18 protein-coding genes are annotated in these 15,674 nt (G+C 68.7%); 9 read left to right on the forward strand and 9 right to left on the reverse strand.

All coding sequences use genetic code 11. The annotated features are described in order from the left end of the window. The first annotated feature begins 10 nt into the window (after positions 1–10). Entirely contained in the window at positions 11–367 is a 357-nt protein-coding gene (locus ABZ208_RS07730; protein WP_356908633.1) for a metalloregulator ArsR/SmtB family transcription factor, read from the forward strand. Between the two features lie 103 nt (positions 368–470). On the opposite strand, the gene ABZ208_RS07735 is transcribed toward ABZ208_RS07730, so the two are convergent. After that, on the reverse strand, positions 471–1,391 hold the full coding sequence (locus ABZ208_RS07735; RefSeq protein ID WP_356908634.1) for a hypothetical protein: 921 nt from the start codon (positions 1,389–1,391) through the stop codon (positions 471–473). Between the two features lie 670 nt (positions 1,392–2,061). On the opposite strand from ABZ208_RS07735, the gene ABZ208_RS07740 reads away from it, so the two are divergent. Genes ABZ208_RS07740 through ABZ208_RS07750 form a run of 3 tightly spaced genes read left to right on the forward strand, consistent with a single transcriptional unit; the run spans position 2,062 to position 4,811 of the window. After that, positions 2,062–3,267 carry an FAD-dependent oxidoreductase gene (locus ABZ208_RS07740; protein WP_356908635.1) on the forward strand — a complete coding sequence of 402 codons (1,206 nt, stop codon included), beginning with the start codon at positions 2,062–2,064 and terminating at the stop codon, positions 3,265–3,267. Then, positions 3,264–4,193: an RNA polymerase sigma-70 factor gene (locus tag ABZ208_RS07745; protein ID WP_356908636.1), complete on the forward strand. Its 930-nt coding sequence runs from the start codon at positions 3,264–3,266 to the stop codon at positions 4,191–4,193. Before ABZ208_RS07740 ends, ABZ208_RS07745 begins: the two co-directional genes overlap by 4 nt. A 45-nt stretch (positions 4,194–4,238) precedes the next feature. After that, entirely contained in the window at positions 4,239–4,811 is a 573-nt protein-coding gene (locus tag ABZ208_RS07750) for a pentapeptide repeat-containing protein (protein WP_356908637.1), read from the forward strand. A 43-nt stretch (positions 4,812–4,854) separates the two neighbouring features. Here the strand turns inward: ABZ208_RS07750 and ABZ208_RS07755 are convergent, their stop codons facing one another. The 3 genes from ABZ208_RS07755 to ABZ208_RS07765 form a co-directional block, all read right to left on the reverse strand. Further along, positions 4,855–6,471 carry an alpha/beta hydrolase gene (locus ABZ208_RS07755; RefSeq protein ID WP_356908638.1) on the reverse strand — a complete coding sequence of 539 codons (1,617 nt, stop codon included), beginning with the start codon at positions 6,469–6,471 and terminating at the stop codon, positions 4,855–4,857. A gap of 557 nt (positions 6,472–7,028) precedes the next feature. After that, on the reverse strand, positions 7,029–7,451 hold the full coding sequence (locus ABZ208_RS07760) for a hypothetical protein (RefSeq protein WP_356908692.1): 423 nt from the start codon (positions 7,449–7,451) through the stop codon (positions 7,029–7,031). 258 nt (positions 7,452–7,709) lie between these two features. Then, positions 7,710–8,870, reverse strand: a complete 1,161-nt coding sequence (locus tag ABZ208_RS07765) for an NAD-dependent formate dehydrogenase (protein ID WP_356908639.1) — start codon at positions 8,868–8,870, stop codon at positions 7,710–7,712. Positions 8,871–9,064: 194 nt separating this feature from the next. On the opposite strand from ABZ208_RS07765, the gene ABZ208_RS07770 reads away from it, so the two are divergent. The 5 genes from ABZ208_RS07770 to fmdA all read left to right on the forward strand — a co-directional run bounded on the left by ABZ208_RS07770 (position 9,065) and on the right by fmdA (position 12,437). Beyond that, the gene (locus tag ABZ208_RS07770) at positions 9,065–9,607 is read left to right on the forward strand and encodes a CrcB family protein (protein ID WP_356908640.1); all 543 of its coding nucleotides are present in this window, start codon (positions 9,065–9,067) and stop codon (positions 9,605–9,607) included. Continuing rightward, on the forward strand, positions 9,604–9,975 hold the full coding sequence (gene crcB / locus ABZ208_RS07775) for a fluoride efflux transporter CrcB (RefSeq protein WP_356908641.1): 372 nt from the start codon (positions 9,604–9,606) through the stop codon (positions 9,973–9,975). The genes ABZ208_RS07770 and crcB overlap by 4 nt, the downstream gene beginning before the upstream one ends. A gap of 180 nt (positions 9,976–10,155) precedes the next feature. Beyond that, positions 10,156–10,434: an FmdB family zinc ribbon protein gene (locus ABZ208_RS07780; RefSeq protein ID WP_356908642.1), complete on the forward strand. Its 279-nt coding sequence runs from the start codon at positions 10,156–10,158 to the stop codon at positions 10,432–10,434. An 80-nt stretch (positions 10,435–10,514) separates the two neighbouring features. After that, the gene (locus tag ABZ208_RS07785; protein ID WP_356908643.1) at positions 10,515–11,153 is read left to right on the forward strand and encodes an AmiS/UreI family transporter; all 639 of its coding nucleotides are present in this window, start codon (positions 10,515–10,517) and stop codon (positions 11,151–11,153) included. A 24-nt stretch (positions 11,154–11,177) separates the two neighbouring features. Beyond that, positions 11,178–12,437: a formamidase gene (fmdA, locus tag ABZ208_RS07790; protein WP_356908644.1), complete on the forward strand. Its 1,260-nt coding sequence runs from the start codon at positions 11,178–11,180 to the stop codon at positions 12,435–12,437. A 184-nt stretch (positions 12,438–12,621) separates the two neighbouring features. On the opposite strand, the gene ABZ208_RS07795 is transcribed toward fmdA, so the two are convergent. The 5 genes from ABZ208_RS07795 to ABZ208_RS07815 all read right to left on the reverse strand — a co-directional run bounded on the left by ABZ208_RS07795 (position 12,622) and on the right by ABZ208_RS07815 (position 15,592). Then, positions 12,622–13,863, reverse strand: a complete 1,242-nt coding sequence (locus tag ABZ208_RS07795; protein WP_356908645.1) for a PP2C family protein-serine/threonine phosphatase — start codon at positions 13,861–13,863, stop codon at positions 12,622–12,624. 260 nt (positions 13,864–14,123) lie between these two features. Further along, entirely contained in the window at positions 14,124–14,396 is a 273-nt protein-coding gene (locus tag ABZ208_RS07800; RefSeq protein ID WP_356908646.1) for a hypothetical protein, read from the reverse strand. 43 nt (positions 14,397–14,439) lie between these two features. Next, positions 14,440–14,700: a hypothetical protein gene (locus tag ABZ208_RS07805; RefSeq protein ID WP_356908693.1), complete on the reverse strand. Its 261-nt coding sequence runs from the start codon at positions 14,698–14,700 to the stop codon at positions 14,440–14,442. Between the two features lie 78 nt (positions 14,701–14,778). Then, positions 14,779–15,018: a hypothetical protein gene (locus tag ABZ208_RS07810; protein WP_356908647.1), complete on the reverse strand. Its 240-nt coding sequence runs from the start codon at positions 15,016–15,018 to the stop codon at positions 14,779–14,781. Positions 15,019–15,022: 4 nt separating this feature from the next. Then, positions 15,023–15,592, reverse strand: a complete 570-nt coding sequence (locus ABZ208_RS07815) for a DUF5994 family protein (protein WP_356908648.1) — start codon at positions 15,590–15,592, stop codon at positions 15,023–15,025. Positions 15,593–15,674 lie beyond the last annotated feature (82 nt).

The following is a 15,674-nucleotide window of genomic DNA, read 5'->3' on the forward strand; positions in this document are numbered from 1 at the left end:
GTATGTGCGTATGAACGCACGCTTGCACCTGTCAGGTGCGCACGATGCGCAGGAGCCGGACGACGGCACACGACTGGCGGTGGCGGTGGAGGTGCTGGGACTGCTGGCCGACCGAACCCGCCTGGCCCTGCTGCAACGGCTCGGCGAGGGCGAGGCGGATGTGACCACCCTGACCCAGGCGTGCGGGGCGGCGCGGCCCGCGGTCAGCCAGCACCTGAGCAGACTCCGGCTGGCCGGTCTTGTCACCACACGCAAGGAGGGCCGACGCGTCATCTACGCCCTGCGCCACGGGCACTTGCGCCGCTTGGTGGAGGAGGCCCTCAGCGTCGCCGACCACCAGCTCGGCCAACTCCCGCCCCACGACTGACCACTTCCTCCGCAGGCCGCGTGACGGCCGCACGGTCGGGCTCCGGAGACCGGTTCCCTCTGGTCGAACCCGATCGCGACCGGAGCAGACACCTGACAGAGCCCTACTGGCTCGGCGAGGGCCCGTTCTCCTCGTTCGGCACCGGTCGGCCCGTGAACGCGTCCAGCAGGAGACGGTCGCCGACCGGCCGGTCCAGCGTCACCGTCACCTCCTCGCCGAGCAGCTGGCTGGTGCAGGGACCGTCCTTCGTCCCGACGACAGATGCGGACAGCACCACGCTGCCGCCCGTCTCCAGCACGTCCACGGCAGGGCCGTCGTCACAGGCTCCGTGGGTGGCCATCACGGTGACGGACCGGCCGTCCGCGGCCATCCCGACCAGCCGGCCGAGCGGCGCCAGCTCGTCGGTGGGCACCTCCCCGACCGGCTTGATCGGCGGCCGGGGGAGCTTCGACGGGCTGAGGGCGACCCGCTTGAGCGGGGTGTCGTAGCCCTCCAGGGTGAACAGCCAGGCCGGGACCGTCGCCGGGCCGCGGCTGGTGGCCAGCGTCATCTCGCCCAGCTTCGCCCCGGTCACGGTGAGGTGCGGTCCGTCGTTGCTGCCGCGGGCCACGGTCTCGTACGCCTTCCGCGCCCCCATCAGCGGCAGCGTGAGCGAGCCTCCGCTCTCCCATTTCACCTTGCCGTCCTTCTGCGGGGTGGCGGGAAGTCCGCCGCGAAGGACGAAGTTCCGGGTCCCGTAGGCGAGTTTGTCGGCTCCGTTGCGGAAGGCGTTCTCGGGCAGCTGGACCGTCTCCCCCAACGGGTAGTAGCCCTTGCGCCACGTCTCGGCGGCCTTGGAGCCGTCCCAGGCGTCGGCGACCTGGCGCGCGCGGGCCTCCGACTCCGGCGCCGGGTCGCCGTCGCCGACCCGCGCGCCGTGGCCGCCGGCCTTCTCGCTGCCGCAGCCGGCGACGGCACCGGTTACGGCGGTGAGCAAGGCGAGTACGACGAGCAGATCGACGGCGCGTGCGGTGTTCGTACGCATGGGTCCCCCCGGGGACTGATGGTGGCGAGTGGAGGCTGTGCGGTGAGGGGTGGCGGCCGTACCGCCGCTGTGACGCGGTGACCCGGGGCCTGGTTCCGCCGGAGCGGGTGTGGGAGGCGAACCCGCCGTCATCAGATGTGGAATCACCCGCTGACCAGTGAAACGGGTGCCGATGGGGCGCCGGGGAAGCCGTCGGCGTCACACGAGCGGCCGGTCCCGCCACGAGGCAGGACCGGCCGTCGACCGCATGGAACGAACCCATCTGGTCAGTGGGGTCTGGACGCGCGTGCCGGGGCCGGTCGACGTGCCGTAGACGACGGTGACCCTGTTGTCCTTGCCGTGTGAGGAACGGGTCGCCGGTGTGCATCGTGTGGTCCGCGGCCGGCGCCGGGCCGTTCAGGCCGGGAACGAGCGCGCAGCTCGCCCCCGCGACGCCGAGAACCTTCTTCACTCATCCCCAAGTGCTGGTGAACCCCCTGGTCAGGGAGCCGGGGCAGCATGGATCTCGAACAAGGAGAGGGTCGAACGACAAGTGCCCTTCCGCTGTTCGGAAGTTCAGCCTCGACCAGGACCGTGCCTGTGCCGCGCATCACATCGCCTCCATGTCACGGACGGGCGGGCACCTTGCGTCTGGTGGTCGTCAGCAGCGGGTGGAGGGAAGGCGGAGGCGATGAGCGCACAGCACGAAGGTGGTACGACGGCCGCACACCGCGTGGTGATCCTGGGGGCGGGATATGCGGGCCTGTCCGCGGCGGTCCAGCTCGCCGGACGCGTCGAGCAGGGCAAGGACGTGCAGTTGACCCTGGTGAACGGGCAGGAGCACTTCACCGAGCGACTGCGGCTGCACCAGGCGGCGACCGGGCAACAGCTCTCCGAGCTGAGCATCCCGGAGCTGCTGGAAGGCACCGGCGCGCGGTTCGTACGCGGCTGGGTGACGGCGGTGGACACGGACGCGAAGACCGTGCGGATCGACGACGACAGGGTCCTGCACTACGACACGCTGGTGTACGGGCTGGGCAGCGTGGCCGACACGGTGACGGTGCCGGGGGCGGAGGAGCACGCCTGCACCCTGTCCGGCGCGCAGGACGCCGAGGTGCTGGCGGGCCGGCTGGCGCGGCTGGGCAGCGGCACGGTGGCGGTCGCCGGCAGCGGGCTGACCGGCATCGAGTCGGCCGCGGAGATCGCCGAGCGGTACCCGGAGCTGAGCGTGGTGCTGCTGGGCCGGGAGGAACCCGGTGCGGCCATGCACCCCAAGGCCGGGGCGTATCTGCGGTCCGCGCTGCAGCGGCTCGGCGTGACGGTGCGCGGCGGGGTCGATGTGGTGAAGGTGCTGCCCGGTGCGGTGGAACTGGCAGGCGGGGAGAGCGTCGCCGCCGACGTGGTGGTGTGGACGAGTGGTACGCGCGTCTCGCCGCTGGCGGCCACCGCCGGGCTGCGCGTGGACGACCGCGGCCGTATCGTCACCGACGCCATGCTGCGGTCGGTGTCGCACCCGGATGTGTACGCCCTGGGCGATGCGGCGGCGATCCGCCAGGGTTACGGAGTCATGCACGGTACCTGCCAAAGCGGCATGCCGACCGGTGTGCACGCCGCGGTGTCGATCGTCCGCGTGCTGAAGGGCAAGCAGCCCAAGCCGTTCCGCTTCGGCTACTACCACACGCCGGTGAGCCTGGGCCGTAACGATGCGGTGGTGCAGTTCACCCGCCCCGACGCCGGCCCGCGCAGGGTGTACCTGACGGGCCGTGCGGCGGCGCGGTACAAGGAGACGGTGACTGCTTCCCCTTGGCCCACCTGGGCCCGTATGAAGAGAATGCCCGTCTCGGGAGTGTGGTGGCCCCGCGGCGGCCGCTTCACCCGCATTCGGGAGGCACGGTGACCCACCTGTCTTCGGAGGTGGACCTGGACCAGCAGCTGTTCCATCGGCACCGCTCCCTGCTGTTCTCGGTGGCCTACCGTGTCCTGGGCTCCGCGGCCGACGCCGAGGACACGGTCCAGGACGCCTGGATCAAATGGTCGTCCGCCGACCGCTCGCACGTGGCGGACCCCAAGGCGTACCTGGCCAGGATCGTGTCGAACCTGGCCCTCGAACGGCTGCGCTCCACCCGCCACAAGCGGGAGACATATGTGGGGCCGTGGCTTCCGGAGCCCATTCTCACCGGTGGCGACGCCGCGGCCGACGCCGTCACCGACGCCGAATCGGTGTCGATCGCGATGCTGGTGGTGCTGGAGACGCTCAGCCCGCTGGAGCGCGCGGTGTTCGTCCTGAAGGAGGTCTTCGACTTCAGCCACGCCGAGATCGCGCAGGCGGTGGAGCGCTCGGAGGTCGCGGTACGGCAGGCAGCGCACCGGGCCCGCGAGCATGTGCGGGCCCGACGGCCGCGCTTCACGGTGGACCGATCAAGGCAGCGCGAGATCACCGAGCACTTCCTCGCCGCCGCGTCCGGTGGGGACGTCAACTCCCTGATGGAGCTGCTCTCCCCGGACGTCACCCTGTGGACCGACGGCGGTGGCAAGGTACGCCAGGCCCTGCGTCCGGTCGTGGGCGCAGCGACGGTGGCCGCCTGGTTCGCCGCCATCGGCACCGTCACCTACCAGGGCATCGCGCCGGCGGAGATGACGGCCGTACTCGCCGAGATCAACGGCGGACCGGGCGTGGTGTTCGCAGGAGCAGGACGCGTGATCGCCACGGTCACCTTCGACTTCGATGCCGACGGCCGCATCACCGCCATCCACAACGTGGCAAACCCGGAGAAACTCCGGGCCGTCGCCGAGGGCACCGCCCACAGCATCGGAACGGGGTGAGCCTTCTGGGGGCCTTGCCCTTCGGCAGACGGCCGGGGGGCAAGGATGACGACCACTGGTGGCCGCACCCGTTTCCCGGACCGGCTCGGCGAACTGTCGCACATCCGGGCGACGGCCACCGATCCGGCTGACACGCTGGCGCACATGACCACCCCACGGACCGCCAGACAACGACTTGCCGCGCTCCACAGCGGTGCGGCCGTGAACGGTGAGGACTTCACCGGCCAGAACCTGGCTTCCGCTCGCACGTCACCGCTGCGGTTCACCCGTTGCTCGTTCACCGGGGCCGATCTGCGCCACGCCACCCTGGACGGGTGTTCGTTCAAGTTCTGTGACTTCAGCGGCGCAGACCTGCGCGGGGCTTCACTGCGCGAGGTCAGCCTGGCCGGATGCGATCTCCGGGGTGCTGACCTGCGCGACACCGATCTGACCGACGCCAGGCTCGCAAGCGTGAACACCGGCATGCCCCCCTTCGGCCTGACCGACGTCACCGGTGCCCGGTTCGAGGGAGCGTCCCTGCGCAATGTTCTGGCGGAGGGTGTCAGCGGGTGGCCACCAGGGCCGGGCGGGAACGACCAGGCCCGTTTCCTCGAGTTCGGGGTGGGGCCACCGGTCTGACGTGGCGTGGACGGCGATCAGGTCGACAGGCTGCCGAAGGTTCTCAGGGAACGTGGTGAGCGTCGGCGAGTCCACCACCGCCCGTCGCGATGCCGCCGGTCGGCTTGGCCGGGGCGAAGGGCAGGGTGTCCTGTCGGCAGGACGCCCCGACAGGCGGCAGGGCGCCGGAGGTGAAGTAGTGCACGGCGTGCTGGTTCACGCAGGTGCTGGGATTGACCAGGGCGGTGTGGCCGTAGCCGTGGAGGGTCAGCAGGCGTGCGTCTGCCAGTGCGCGGGTCATGGCCTCGGCGGCCTGATAGGAAGTGGCCGGGTCGTAGGTGGGGTTGACGACCAGGACCGGGTTGGCGGTGGGCCGGTTCCACGGACCGGTGTAGCGGTGCGCGGCTGTGGCCGGCCACTGTCCGCACCACTCGTAGTCCCACACCCAGCGACGGCCGAGGTCCCCCGCGCGTGCGGCGCTGAAGGTGTCGAGCTCGGCGTAGCGGTTGAGGACACGGGGGTTGGGGCTCTCGGAACAGACGATGGCGGCCTCTTGCTCGAACCCGGGGTAGGTCCGGCTCGAAGGGGGTGCGGGCATGGCCGGGCCGCGCCCTTGCCACAGCTCCTGCAGCATCTCGGCAGCGTCGGTCCAACCCGGTGTGACGAAGTAGAGCGAGGACCGCAAGGTGTCCACGGTCCTGGCGTAGGTCCACTCCCCGACCGGTCGGCGTCGGAGCCGTTCCATCAGGGTGGCCAGTTTGGTGCGGGTGGCCCGGGGGCTGCCCGCGGAGAACGCGCAGCGGGATGCCGGGGCCCGACCGCACAGCTCGAGGAACTGCCCCAGAGTGGCGGCAGACCCGAGGTCCGAGCCCATACGCAGGGACGTGGTCAGCCGCGGTTCGCCGTTCATGGCACCGTCCGCGTAGCCACGAGGGTGGACGTTCCCGTCCAGGAGCAGGCCGCGCACCTTGTCAGGGAAGAGGTTCGCGTAGACGGCACCGAGGAATGTGCCGTACGAGATGCCCCAGTAGTTCAGTTGCCGATCTCCCACGGCCTCGCGCAAGCGGTCCAGATCGCGGGCGCTGTCAGGGGTGGAGACATGCGGCAGCAGCTTCGAGGCCCGCTGCCGGCATCCGTTGGCCAGTTCCGCCCTCCCGGCGTACCAGGCTTGCCGTTCCTTCGCGCCCACCGGGAATCCCGCCGGCTGCCGCGCCCACCAGGCCATCGCTTCCACGGCGTCGCTGAAGCAGCGCACCGCCGTGCTGCGGCCCACACCCCGAGGATCCCAACTGACGATGTCGAAACGCTCGCGCAGCCCGGTCGGGAAGTAGCGCTCGTACCAGGCCGGCAGAGCAGCCGTGCCGGCGCCGCCCGGGCCACCGGGGTTGAAGAACAGCGAACCGATTCTGCGGGACGGGTCGGTGGCTCTTCGCCGGATCACGGCGAGATGGATGGCGTCACCCGCCGGCCGGTCGTAGTCGAGCGGGACGTCGAGCGTCGCGCACTCGAATCCCTGCTGCGCCGGGTCCTCGCACGGCCGCCACTTCAGGGTCGACGTACCGGCGGCCCCTCCACGAACAGGCTGCGGTGCGGCCGCAGCGGGGGAGAGAAGGAGATACGGCAGCAGTGCTGTGACGCACCACGCCAGACTGCCTCGGCGCCTCGGTATCAGCCCTGACATCAGGTGTCCCTTCGGGTGGCGACCCCCTATGCCGGAGGCTTGGGTCCCCCTCACCCAACATTCCAATGGTCAGGACCGCACCCGCTGGGCACCCGAACGCAGTACAGAAAAACGCCGACAGGCGGCGTAGGACGAGGGCGCCCGAGCCTTCTCGTCGGCGCTCGGGCCGGCGGCGCCCGTCACCCGCTCCAGCGGCGCCCGTCACCCGCTCCAAGGGAAAGCTCCAGGCCAGAGGCCCGGGGCTCTACCGTCGTCCGGACCCGACCGGCTGCCTGAGCGGCGGATCGTGCCTTTCAACGGTCAGGACGTGGCGAGTAACTCCCCACGTCCTGACAAGGATCGAGCGCCGTCAAACGGGCACATCGTGGGTCGCCGGGAGCTTCCGACCGCGAGGTTCGACCGGACGTCACGCAGAGTGGCTACGGTGAGGGAGCCGGGCTGACCACTGCGCTTGGCCGCCGGATCGGCACTGTTGAGCTCCTCGCCCGATGGACGTGCCGGGAGCCGCCGGTCAGGGCGGCTCCCTCCGCACTCGCTCGGCTACTCGCCCGGGCCTGTCAGAGCTTTCCGCCGATCTCGCACGCCTGGCACGGCGGCCGGCCGCAGGTGCACTGCATGATCGCCTCGAGGACCTCGCGGTCGTGGTAAAGGCACTCGTCCTTGCAGGTGTGGCGCGGAATGAAGCCCGCCGGGATCTCGCCGGGCCACGGCTCGTGTCCGTCACGGCAGCGGACGAACCGGTCGGGATCGGTGGAGTGCAGGTCGTGCATGCTCGACCGCGCCTCGTCCTCCAGCTCCCGCACGCGCTCCACCAGGCTCTTGAGCTCGGCGGAGATGCTGGAGTACCGGTCCGCGCCGGTCCTTACATGTGCGGCCCGCAGTGCCATCACTGCGTTGCCCAAAAACCTGCCGGCATCCTGAAGATCGGTCACGTGATGCATCTGAATGCCGTTCACGCCCCGCACCCACACGGCGTCCATGCTGCTCACTGATCCACCTTCCCGGTGTTCACCTTGGTTTTCCTGCGAAACAGTATGCGCGGCGCCAGTGCCTCCGCATAAGGAAAAATCCATCTATTTACGCACGCTAAGGCTCTCCGCCTCACTCCGCCAGCGGATTCGGAGTGAGTCGGCTCACAGCACGCAAGGTCTCGGAGCAGGCATAACGCCAGAATGCCGATTGCCTATTCATGTGGTGGATCTTCTGCTGATTTCTTGTCCACCGGCTGTTATTCGATATCAGGCGACCGTGTAGGAGCGCGCTCCCGTCCCGGCAAGCCCACCACCGTCGACGATCAGGTACTCCGGACGGACCGGGCGCTCGTCGAACCAGCACTCCAGGATCTCCCGGGTACCGGCCGCGTAGCGGGCCTGCGCCGAGAGAGTCGTACCGGACACGTGGGGCGTCATCGCCTCGTACGGCATGGTGCGCCAGGGGTGGTCGGGCGGCGGCGGCTGCGGGTACCAGACGTCGCCGGCGTAACCGGCCAGTTGGCCGCTGTTGAGGGCCCGCACCACCGCATCCCGGTCGACGATGAGCGCGCGTGCGGTGTTGACGATGTACGAACCGCGCTTCATGACCCCGATCAGTTCGTCGTCGAAGAGGTTCTGCGTCTGCGGATGCAGCGGAGTGTGGATGGACAGCACGTCGACCGAGGAGGCGAGCGCACGCGCGTCGGGATGCCAGGTCAGCCCCAGCTCCTCCTCGACGTCTCCGGGCAGCCGGTGCACGTCGTGGTAGTGCAGCTTGACGTCGAACGGCTTGAGGCGGCGCAGTACCGCCTGGCCGATACGGCCCGACCCGAGGACGCCGACGTCCATGCCTTCGAGGTCGTAGGCGCGCGAGACGCTGTCCGCGATGTTCCAGCCCGCCTTGGCGGTCACCCACTCGTGGGCGGGCATGTAGTTGTGCACCAGCGTGAGGATCTGCATGACGGCGTGCTCGGACACGCTGATGCTGTTGCTGTAGGTCACCTCCGCCACCGTCATGCCGTGGGCGATGGCGCTCGGCAGGTCGACGTGGTCCGACCCGATCCCCGCGGTGATCGCGAGTTTGAGACGGGGAGCCGCGGCGATCCGCTCAGGGGTCAGATAGGCGGGCCAGAAGGGCTGTGAGATCAGCACGTCGGCGTCGGGCAGTTCGCGGTCCAGGGTGGAGCCAGGCCCTTCCTTGTCGCTCGTGACGACATAGGTGTGGCCTCGGTCCTCCAGGAACCGGCGCAGCCCCAGTTCTCCCGAGACACTGCCGAGGAGCTGCCCGGGGGTGAAATCTATGGCTTGCGGGGTGGGGGCGGTCTGACCGCCCGGATAGCCGGTGATGACCGGAATCTCGTCACGTGCGTAGTCGGGGGGATACCCCTCCACGGGGTCCGGATAGAGCACCGCAAGGATCTTTGCCATGGCCGTCCTCCATCGGTCAGGCCATTGCACCGGTAAACCGGTCAGGCGCCGATGATCTTGAATTTTAGTCGAGCATGCGTCGGTGCTGCAAACCCCGGCAATAATGGGGGAGGTGGGGTATCGGATAGGGATGCGGTCAGTTCGATGATCCATACGGCAGGAGTTCAGACGATCAGTGCGTACGGAGGCTTCTGATGCGGGCCGACGAATCCGGGCCCGACAGGGAATCCCGAGAACCCGCGTACAACTCCGGTGCCGACCCCGAACCGTCGAGCGAGCCGTTTCACGTGCGTCTGCACCGGGATGCCCTGGCCGCGATCGCGCTCGGCGGCCTCCTGGGCGGATCGGCCCGCTACGCACTGGGACTGGCCTTTCCCACGTCCGACGCGACGTTTCCATGGACGACGTTCGCCGTCAACGTGTCCGGTTCGTTCCTGCTCGCGCTGCTGCTCGTGTACGTGTTCGACATCTGGCCGCCGACCCGGTACGTGCAACCCTTCGCCGCCGTCGGGTTTCTCGGCTCCTTCACCACCTTCTCGACCTGGATGCTCGACACCGACCGCCTTCTGGGTCACGGCCACTGTGCGACCGCGGCGTTCAACGTCTTCGGCAGTCTCCTGGCCGGACTGGCCGCCACCACGCTCGGCCTGGCCGTCGGCAGGCGGGCGGCGGCGCGGCGGGCACGGCTCGCCACGCGACGCGGCCACGCCCGCCGGTACGGCTGGTGGGTCCGGTGATCACCCTGCTCGCCGTCGGTGCGGCGGCCGCGGTCGGGGCAGTTGCGCGCTACGTGCTCGCCCAGTACGTGCAGTACCGAAGCCCCGGCGGCTTCCCGCGCGGCACGTGGCTGATCAACATCACCGGCTCGTTCGTGCTCGGGCTTCTCGTGGGCCTCGGCGCCCAGCACGGGCTGCCGGAACAGGTCGTGACCATTGCCGGCATCGGTTTCTGCGGCGCCTATACCACGTTTTCCACGTTCAGTTACGAGGTGACCCTCCTGGGCCAGAAAGGGCAGACCGGGAAAGCCGTGCTGTACGCCGCGTCGAGCCTCGTGGTCGGTCTGGCGGCGGCAGCGGCGGGGCTCGCCGTCGGGTCGTTCGGATAAGGGCCCCCGCAAGCGCATCGGCAAGGGCTCCGGCAGGGGCCGGATCGGACCGTCCGGCACTTGACACGTGGATGTCCGAGACGTCTCCTTGAGAGAGGAAATGCACTGTGGCGTGCGCCGATCGGGGCGCGTCGCACATTCTCGGGTTGGCCAGCGTCCACCGGCATCCGGAGGCTGCTAATGGCAACCTATGAATATCTATGCGGCCGTTGTGGACCTTTCGATGTGAAGTTGGCCATCGGAACGGCGCCCACCCTTCACGGCTGCCCTGTTTGCGCAGGTACTGCGAGACGTGTGTACACCTCGCCCGGGTTCACGCTGACCTCGCACACGGTCGCTGCCCTCCATGAACAGGAGGAGCAGTCCCGTGATGCCCCGGCGGTGGTTTCCGAAGTGCCGCCACGCAGCGCGGTGCCACCGCGCCCGCACCCCGCGCTCTCGCGTTTGCCGCGACCCTGAGGGCGGTGGTCGACAAGGCTGAACGTCTCAGGCGGTTACGACGATTCCGTCCCCCACGCGGGTTGAGGAGGTGCGTCCCCGTGGGCAACGTGGGACTGCTCTTTGTCGGTGCGGTGCTCTTCATCAACGGAATGCTGCTGCTCGGGAAGGTCGACGCCAAGGCGGCGGCGGTGTTCAACCTTTTCGTGGGCGCACTGCAGGTGCTGACGCCGACTTACCTCATCTTTGCCGCCGTCGGCGATCCCGGAGCGATCCTGGCGGCATCCGGCATCTATCTGTTCGGCTTCACCTACTTGTATGTAGGCGTGGGCCTGCTCGCCGGTCTCGACAGCACCGGCGTCGGCTACTACTCGCTGTTCGTAGCGGTTGCGGCCCTTGGATACTCGTTCGTCAATTTCCGGCTCTTCCGGGACAACGCGTTCGGGGTCATCTGGCTCTACTGGGCATTCCTGTGGTTCCTGTTCTTCCTCCTGCTCGGTCTCAAGTTGGACCGCCTCAGGATCTATACGGGCTGGGTCACGGCGATCCAGGGCTGGGTCACCGGCGTGATTCCCGCGGCGCTGCTGCTCTCCGGTTACTGGGTGAACCCCAACGCAACCGCCATCGCGCTGGCGGTGTTCGGCGTGGTGGTCTTCGCGGCGTTGTGGCCGCTCACCCGGAATTCGCGGCAGCCGGCCCCAGTGGCCCCGCCGGCCGGAAGCGTGGGCGCACCAACGTGACCTGATCCGAAATGAGGAGCTGTTATGCCCGAAGAAATCTTCCATGTGGACCACAGCAAGTCGATGCGTGACCAGGACGTTCCCGGACACAACAGGTGGCACCCGGACGTCCCCACCGTCGCCATGGTGAAGCCGGGAGCGGAGTTCCGTATGGAATGCCGCGACTGGACCGACTGCCAGGTCGGCAACAACGACACCGCCGACGACGTACGCGACATCGACCTGACCATCCCTCATATGCTCAGCGGTCCGATAGGCGTGGAGGGTGCCGAACCCGGCGACCTGCTCGTCGTCGACATACTCGACCTCGGCCCCGTGCCGCAGCAGACCGGCGACTTTGCGGGCCAGGGCTGGGGTTACACCGGCATCTTCGCCAAGGCCAACGGCGGCGGCTTCCTGACCGACTATTTCCCGGACGCCTACAAGGCGATATGGGACTTCCACGGACAGCAGGCGGTCTCCCGTCACCTTCCGGGGATCCGCTTCACCGGGATCACCCACCCGGGGCTGTTCGGAACAGCCCCGTCCGCCGAGATGCTCGCCCGCTGGAACACCCGCGAGCAGGCGCTGATCGACACCGACCCGAACCGGGTCCCGCCACTCGCCGTACCGCCGGACAGCACCAATGCACTCGCCGGCACGGCCACCGGAGACGTCGCCAAGCGCATCGCCGCGGAAGGCGCACGTACGGTGCCGGCGCGCGAGAACGGAGGCAACCACGACATCAAGAACTTCACGCGCGGTTCGCGGGTCTTCTACCCCGTACACGTCAAGGACGCCAAGCTCTCCGGAGGCGACCTGCACTTCAGCCAGGGCGACGGAGAGATCACCTTCTGTGGCGCCATCGAGATGGGCGGCTTCATCGACTTCCACGTCGACCTGATCAAGGGCGGCATGGAGACGTACGGCATCTCCACCAACCCGGTGTTCATTCCGGGCAACGTCGAGCCGAGGTACACGGAGTTCATGACCTTCATCGGGATCTCCGTCGACCACGACACCGACACGAACTACTACCTCGACGCCACGCTGGCCTACCGCCGGGCCTGCCTCAATGCCGTCGAGTACTTCAAGAAGTTCGGCTACAGCGGAGAGCAGGCCTACCTGCTGCTCGGCTCCTCCCCCATAGAGGGACGTATCAGCGGCATCGTCGACATCCCCAACGCCTGCTGCTCGCTGTACGTACCCACCGCCATGTTCGACTTCGACGTCCGGCCCTCCGCCGCCGGCCCGATGAAGGCCGACCGCGGCAAGTGCGCGACGGCCTCCGGCACCCTGGTCTGACCGGACAACGAGGGCCCCACAGCAGGCACTCGGGGCCGATCACTCAAAGGTCAGGACAACACATGGGCCCGGGGCAGGGGTCATGACCCTGGCCTGGGCCTTCATCTTTGGAGCGGGTGACGGGAATCGCTTCCCGACGTTCGTCCTGCCGTTCGGAGCAGGTCGGCGGTGCCCTGAGGCCGGCTCACTCCAGGACGGCGAGGTGGTCGGCGGCGCCCCCGCGCCACTCGATCAGGAAGAGTGTCGCGTCGTCGCTCGTGCTCCCGCCCCGTTCCTGCTTCAGGGTGTGGGAGAGCGAGCGCACCACCGCCCGCACGCCCTTCTCTCTCTGCTCGATGCGGTTGACCCAGTGGATGAGTTGTTCCTCGCCGAACTGCTCTTCGCCGGCTTCGTGCTCCTCGATCAGGCCGTCGGTGAAGCACAGCACCCGGTCGCCGCGCTGGAGCGTCAGCTCGCTGACCCGGGGCTCTTCACCGCCGAAGCCGACCGGCAAAGTGGTCGGGCTCTCCAGGTGCTGCAGGACCTGGCGGTTGCGGATCAGCAGCGGTGCGGGGTGGCCCGCGTTGACCCACTGCAGATGGCCCGTTGTGATGTTCAGGCGCATCATCTGCGCGGTGACGAAGTGTTCAGGCCCGAACTGCCCGGCGATGGCCCGGTCCATGAACGCGTAGATCTCGGACAGGCCGATACCGGCACGTCTGGAATGCCGGTAGGCGCCGACGGCGACAGTCGCCATCGTGGCGGCGTTCAGGCCGTGACCCATCGCATCAACCACGGCCACGTGCAGGATGTCGTCGTTGAGTGCGTAGTCGAAGCTGTCGCCGGCGACGTTGTAGGCGGGCTCCAGGATTCCGGCCACCGCGACCTGCGGGACGGACATCGCCAGCGGCGGTAGCAGGGCCCACTGGATCTCCGCGGCCACGCTCATGGGTTCGCGGCGCCGGGCGAGGAAGAACTGGTCGGTGTAGCTGTGCTTGGTGACCAGCATGTCGGCGATCAGTCCGGCCAGCCTGCGCAGCAGGCGCCGGTCGTCATCATCGACGGTCCCCAGAGTGACGGCCAGCACTCCCACCTGGTCGCTGCCGTCCAGCAACGGCAGATACATCCGGACGCCGTCGGCCCGCGGTACCTCGACAGTGGTCGCGTACAGGAAGGCCGCGCCGGCATGGGAGTCACCGATCGGCTCGGGGTCACTGACGGTCAGCCCCCTGCCCGGCAGCGGCACGAGCAGGAGTTGTGCGTAGTCCTGCAGGAGAACCGAGATGTCCCGGCCGCCGACCCTGGCCACCTCTTCCGCGATCAGCGGGGCGATCAGCTGCGGCGGCATCTCGTGTGCCCGGTCCAGCAGCACCCCCAGCAGCCGCTCACCGAACCCCTCCGACCGGTCCACCCGGCCCTTGCGGGACTGCTGATCACCCTCCGCCATAGCCGTGCCCTTTCACCCAACCAGCCTGATTTCACCCCTTCGGTGGCTTGCTCGGCCGCTGTACGCGCCGGGATCCGCTCTCTGCCGTCGCGCCGACAGCGTGCAACGGCCCCGGTGTATACACACCGAGGCCGCCCTTCCGGGTCGGTTGCACGTGAGAGTGCACCGACCCACTCACCATGCTATGCCTGTGCGGCATTTCCGGCAGAAGGGATTCTGCGGGTGTTGCGGTCCTTGGTCGGAACGGGCTCAGCGCCGCATCAGCCGCGTTCCTCCTCTTCGGCCTCCATGAGCCGGATTCCCTGATGTGTCAGTGTGACCATCGCGGGTGTGTTTCCCTGTGCCCAGTCGACGGTGATGAGTCCCTCGCCGACCAGATAGGCGCAAGCGGCGGCCAGATCCTGCTCGGGGACCTGGAGGTCGTCGTGCAGCTTCGCCCCGGTGACGCCGAGGAGGCGGTTGCCTTCCGTGGTCTCGTACAGGGCATTCATGATTGCTTCGCGGTAGTGCTTCCGCTCGTGGAGTGTCGCCATGATGACCGCCGACTCGTGGGGGGCGCCGTCGAGGGCCCGCGTCTCAGACCTCGTCCGTCTGTGCGAGGTCCTGCTCGGAGGGCTGACTGGCTTCCAGCCAGGACCGCGCCGGCTCTGCCGTCTGCGTGGTGTCCACAGTGAGGTGGAGGCGGGTTCCGCCGTCGCTGCCGGCGGGGTAGCTGCGCTGTTCGGTGGCGGCGAAGCAACGGCGGAGCACCGTTGCGACCCGACGGGCGGCCTCGGGAGACGCGGCGACGATGCGTACCTCGGTACGTCCGCCCGAAGGTGGTTCCGGTGGCTTCATCGTGACCTCGTTCATCGGTGCGATGTGCCGGTGGGCGGGCGCCGTAGCGCCCCACCCACCGCGCAGGTCAGGAAAAGGTCATGCGTCATCTGCGGCCCCGTCGCGGTGTTCGCGTGGCTGCTGGGCGGTGACGACGGGCGATCCGGCATGCTCTGCCGGCCGTCGGCCCTTCCGGCTCCGTCGCCTGACTCCCGGCATGACATCGCCGTAGCGGTACGCGGCGATCCGTTCGTCGTGCTGCCCGTTGAGCAGATGGATCCACAGCATTCCAATGATGATCATGGCGATGATCACGGAGACGGTGATGGCGATCTCCATGTCCTCACCTCCCTCGGGCGGAACTCAGGCAGCCGGCCGGGTCCAGGTTCCCGGCCGTCGCTGAGGCGTGCCCGCCTTCGGTCTCCCACTCCTCTTCCCGGTTCAGCGTCTCCCTCGCGTCACGGGTGATGTCCTCGCGCGCCAACAGAGCGCTGGCGGTGAGGAGGCTGCTGCGGGTGGCTGCGGCGGACATCAGCCGGGCGGCGGCAACTGCACCGGTCTCCGGCGGGATCACCAGCAGGTCCCAGCGGCCTGCGGTGTAGGAGAGGAGGATCAGCTTGTGCGGGTCCTGCTCGTCGGCGAACCAGCCCACGTGCACCATGCGCCCGGCCACGGGCACCTTGTGCGGGATCACGGGCCAGTGGGCCGGGTTCACCGTGACACGCGTGATCCGGCCCCAGCGTGCGTCCAGCACGTCCAGCAGGGCGGGGAGTTCACGGGAAAGATCGCGGGAGCGAGGCCACCAGGCGCCGTCCAGCAGACCTGGAACCGACCCCGCCGGGGTCAGGGACAGGCGAGCCGGCGGTGAGGTCACGCGCTCATTGAAAAGCGTACGGTCGATGGTCGCGTTCATGGCGCGGACCTGTCCCCGGGGCTTGTCTTCGACGTCCCGGTGTTGTTGCTCGCCGAGAACGACACCGGCGTGGGAGCCGGTG

It is taken from the genome of Streptomyces sp. NPDC006208, from assembly GCF_040613775.1.
In the GTDB taxonomy this organism is placed as follows: Bacteria; Actinomycetota; Actinomycetes; order Streptomycetales; family Streptomycetaceae; genus Streptomyces.

Coding starts and splice junctions, on each gene's coding strand:
- ABZ208_RS07780 (WP_356908642.1), top strand. CDS start 10,156: ATGGCAACCTATGAATATCTATGCGGCCGTTGTGGACCTTTCGATGTG.
- ABZ208_RS07805 (WP_356908693.1), bottom strand. CDS start 14,700: ATGAAGCCACCGGAACCACCTTCGGGCGGACGTACCGAGGTACGCATC.
- ABZ208_RS07795 (WP_356908645.1), bottom strand. CDS start 13,863: ATGGCGGAGGGTGATCAGCAGTCCCGCAAGGGCCGGGTGGACCGGTCG.
- ABZ208_RS07755 (WP_356908638.1), bottom strand. CDS start 6,471: ATGTCAGGGCTGATACCGAGGCGCCGAGGCAGTCTGGCGTGGTGCGTC.
- ABZ208_RS07765 (WP_356908639.1), bottom strand. CDS start 8,870: ATGGCAAAGATCCTTGCGGTGCTCTATCCGGACCCCGTGGAGGGGTAT.
- ABZ208_RS07750 (WP_356908637.1), top strand. CDS start 4,239: ATGACGACCACTGGTGGCCGCACCCGTTTCCCGGACCGGCTCGGCGAA.
- ABZ208_RS07810 (WP_356908647.1), bottom strand. CDS start 15,018: ATGGAGATCGCCATCACCGTCTCCGTGATCATCGCCATGATCATCATT.
- ABZ208_RS07800 (WP_356908646.1), bottom strand. CDS start 14,396: ATGGCGACACTCCACGAGCGGAAGCACTACCGCGAAGCAATCATGAAT.
- ABZ208_RS07735 (WP_356908634.1), bottom strand. CDS start 1,391: ATGCGTACGAACACCGCACGCGCCGTCGATCTGCTCGTCGTACTCGCC.
- ABZ208_RS07740 (WP_356908635.1), top strand. CDS start 2,062: ATGAGCGCACAGCACGAAGGTGGTACGACGGCCGCACACCGCGTGGTG.
- ABZ208_RS07760 (WP_356908692.1), bottom strand. CDS start 7,451: ATGGACGCCGTGTGGGTGCGGGGCGTGAACGGCATTCAGATGCATCAC.
- ABZ208_RS07815 (WP_356908648.1), bottom strand. CDS start 15,592: ATGAACGCGACCATCGACCGTACGCTTTTCAATGAGCGCGTGACCTCA.
- fmdA (WP_356908644.1), top strand. CDS start 11,178: ATGCCCGAAGAAATCTTCCATGTGGACCACAGCAAGTCGATGCGTGAC.
- ABZ208_RS07730 (WP_356908633.1), top strand. CDS start 11: ATGAACGCACGCTTGCACCTGTCAGGTGCGCACGATGCGCAGGAGCCG.
- ABZ208_RS07770 (WP_356908640.1), top strand. CDS start 9,065: ATGCGGGCCGACGAATCCGGGCCCGACAGGGAATCCCGAGAACCCGCG.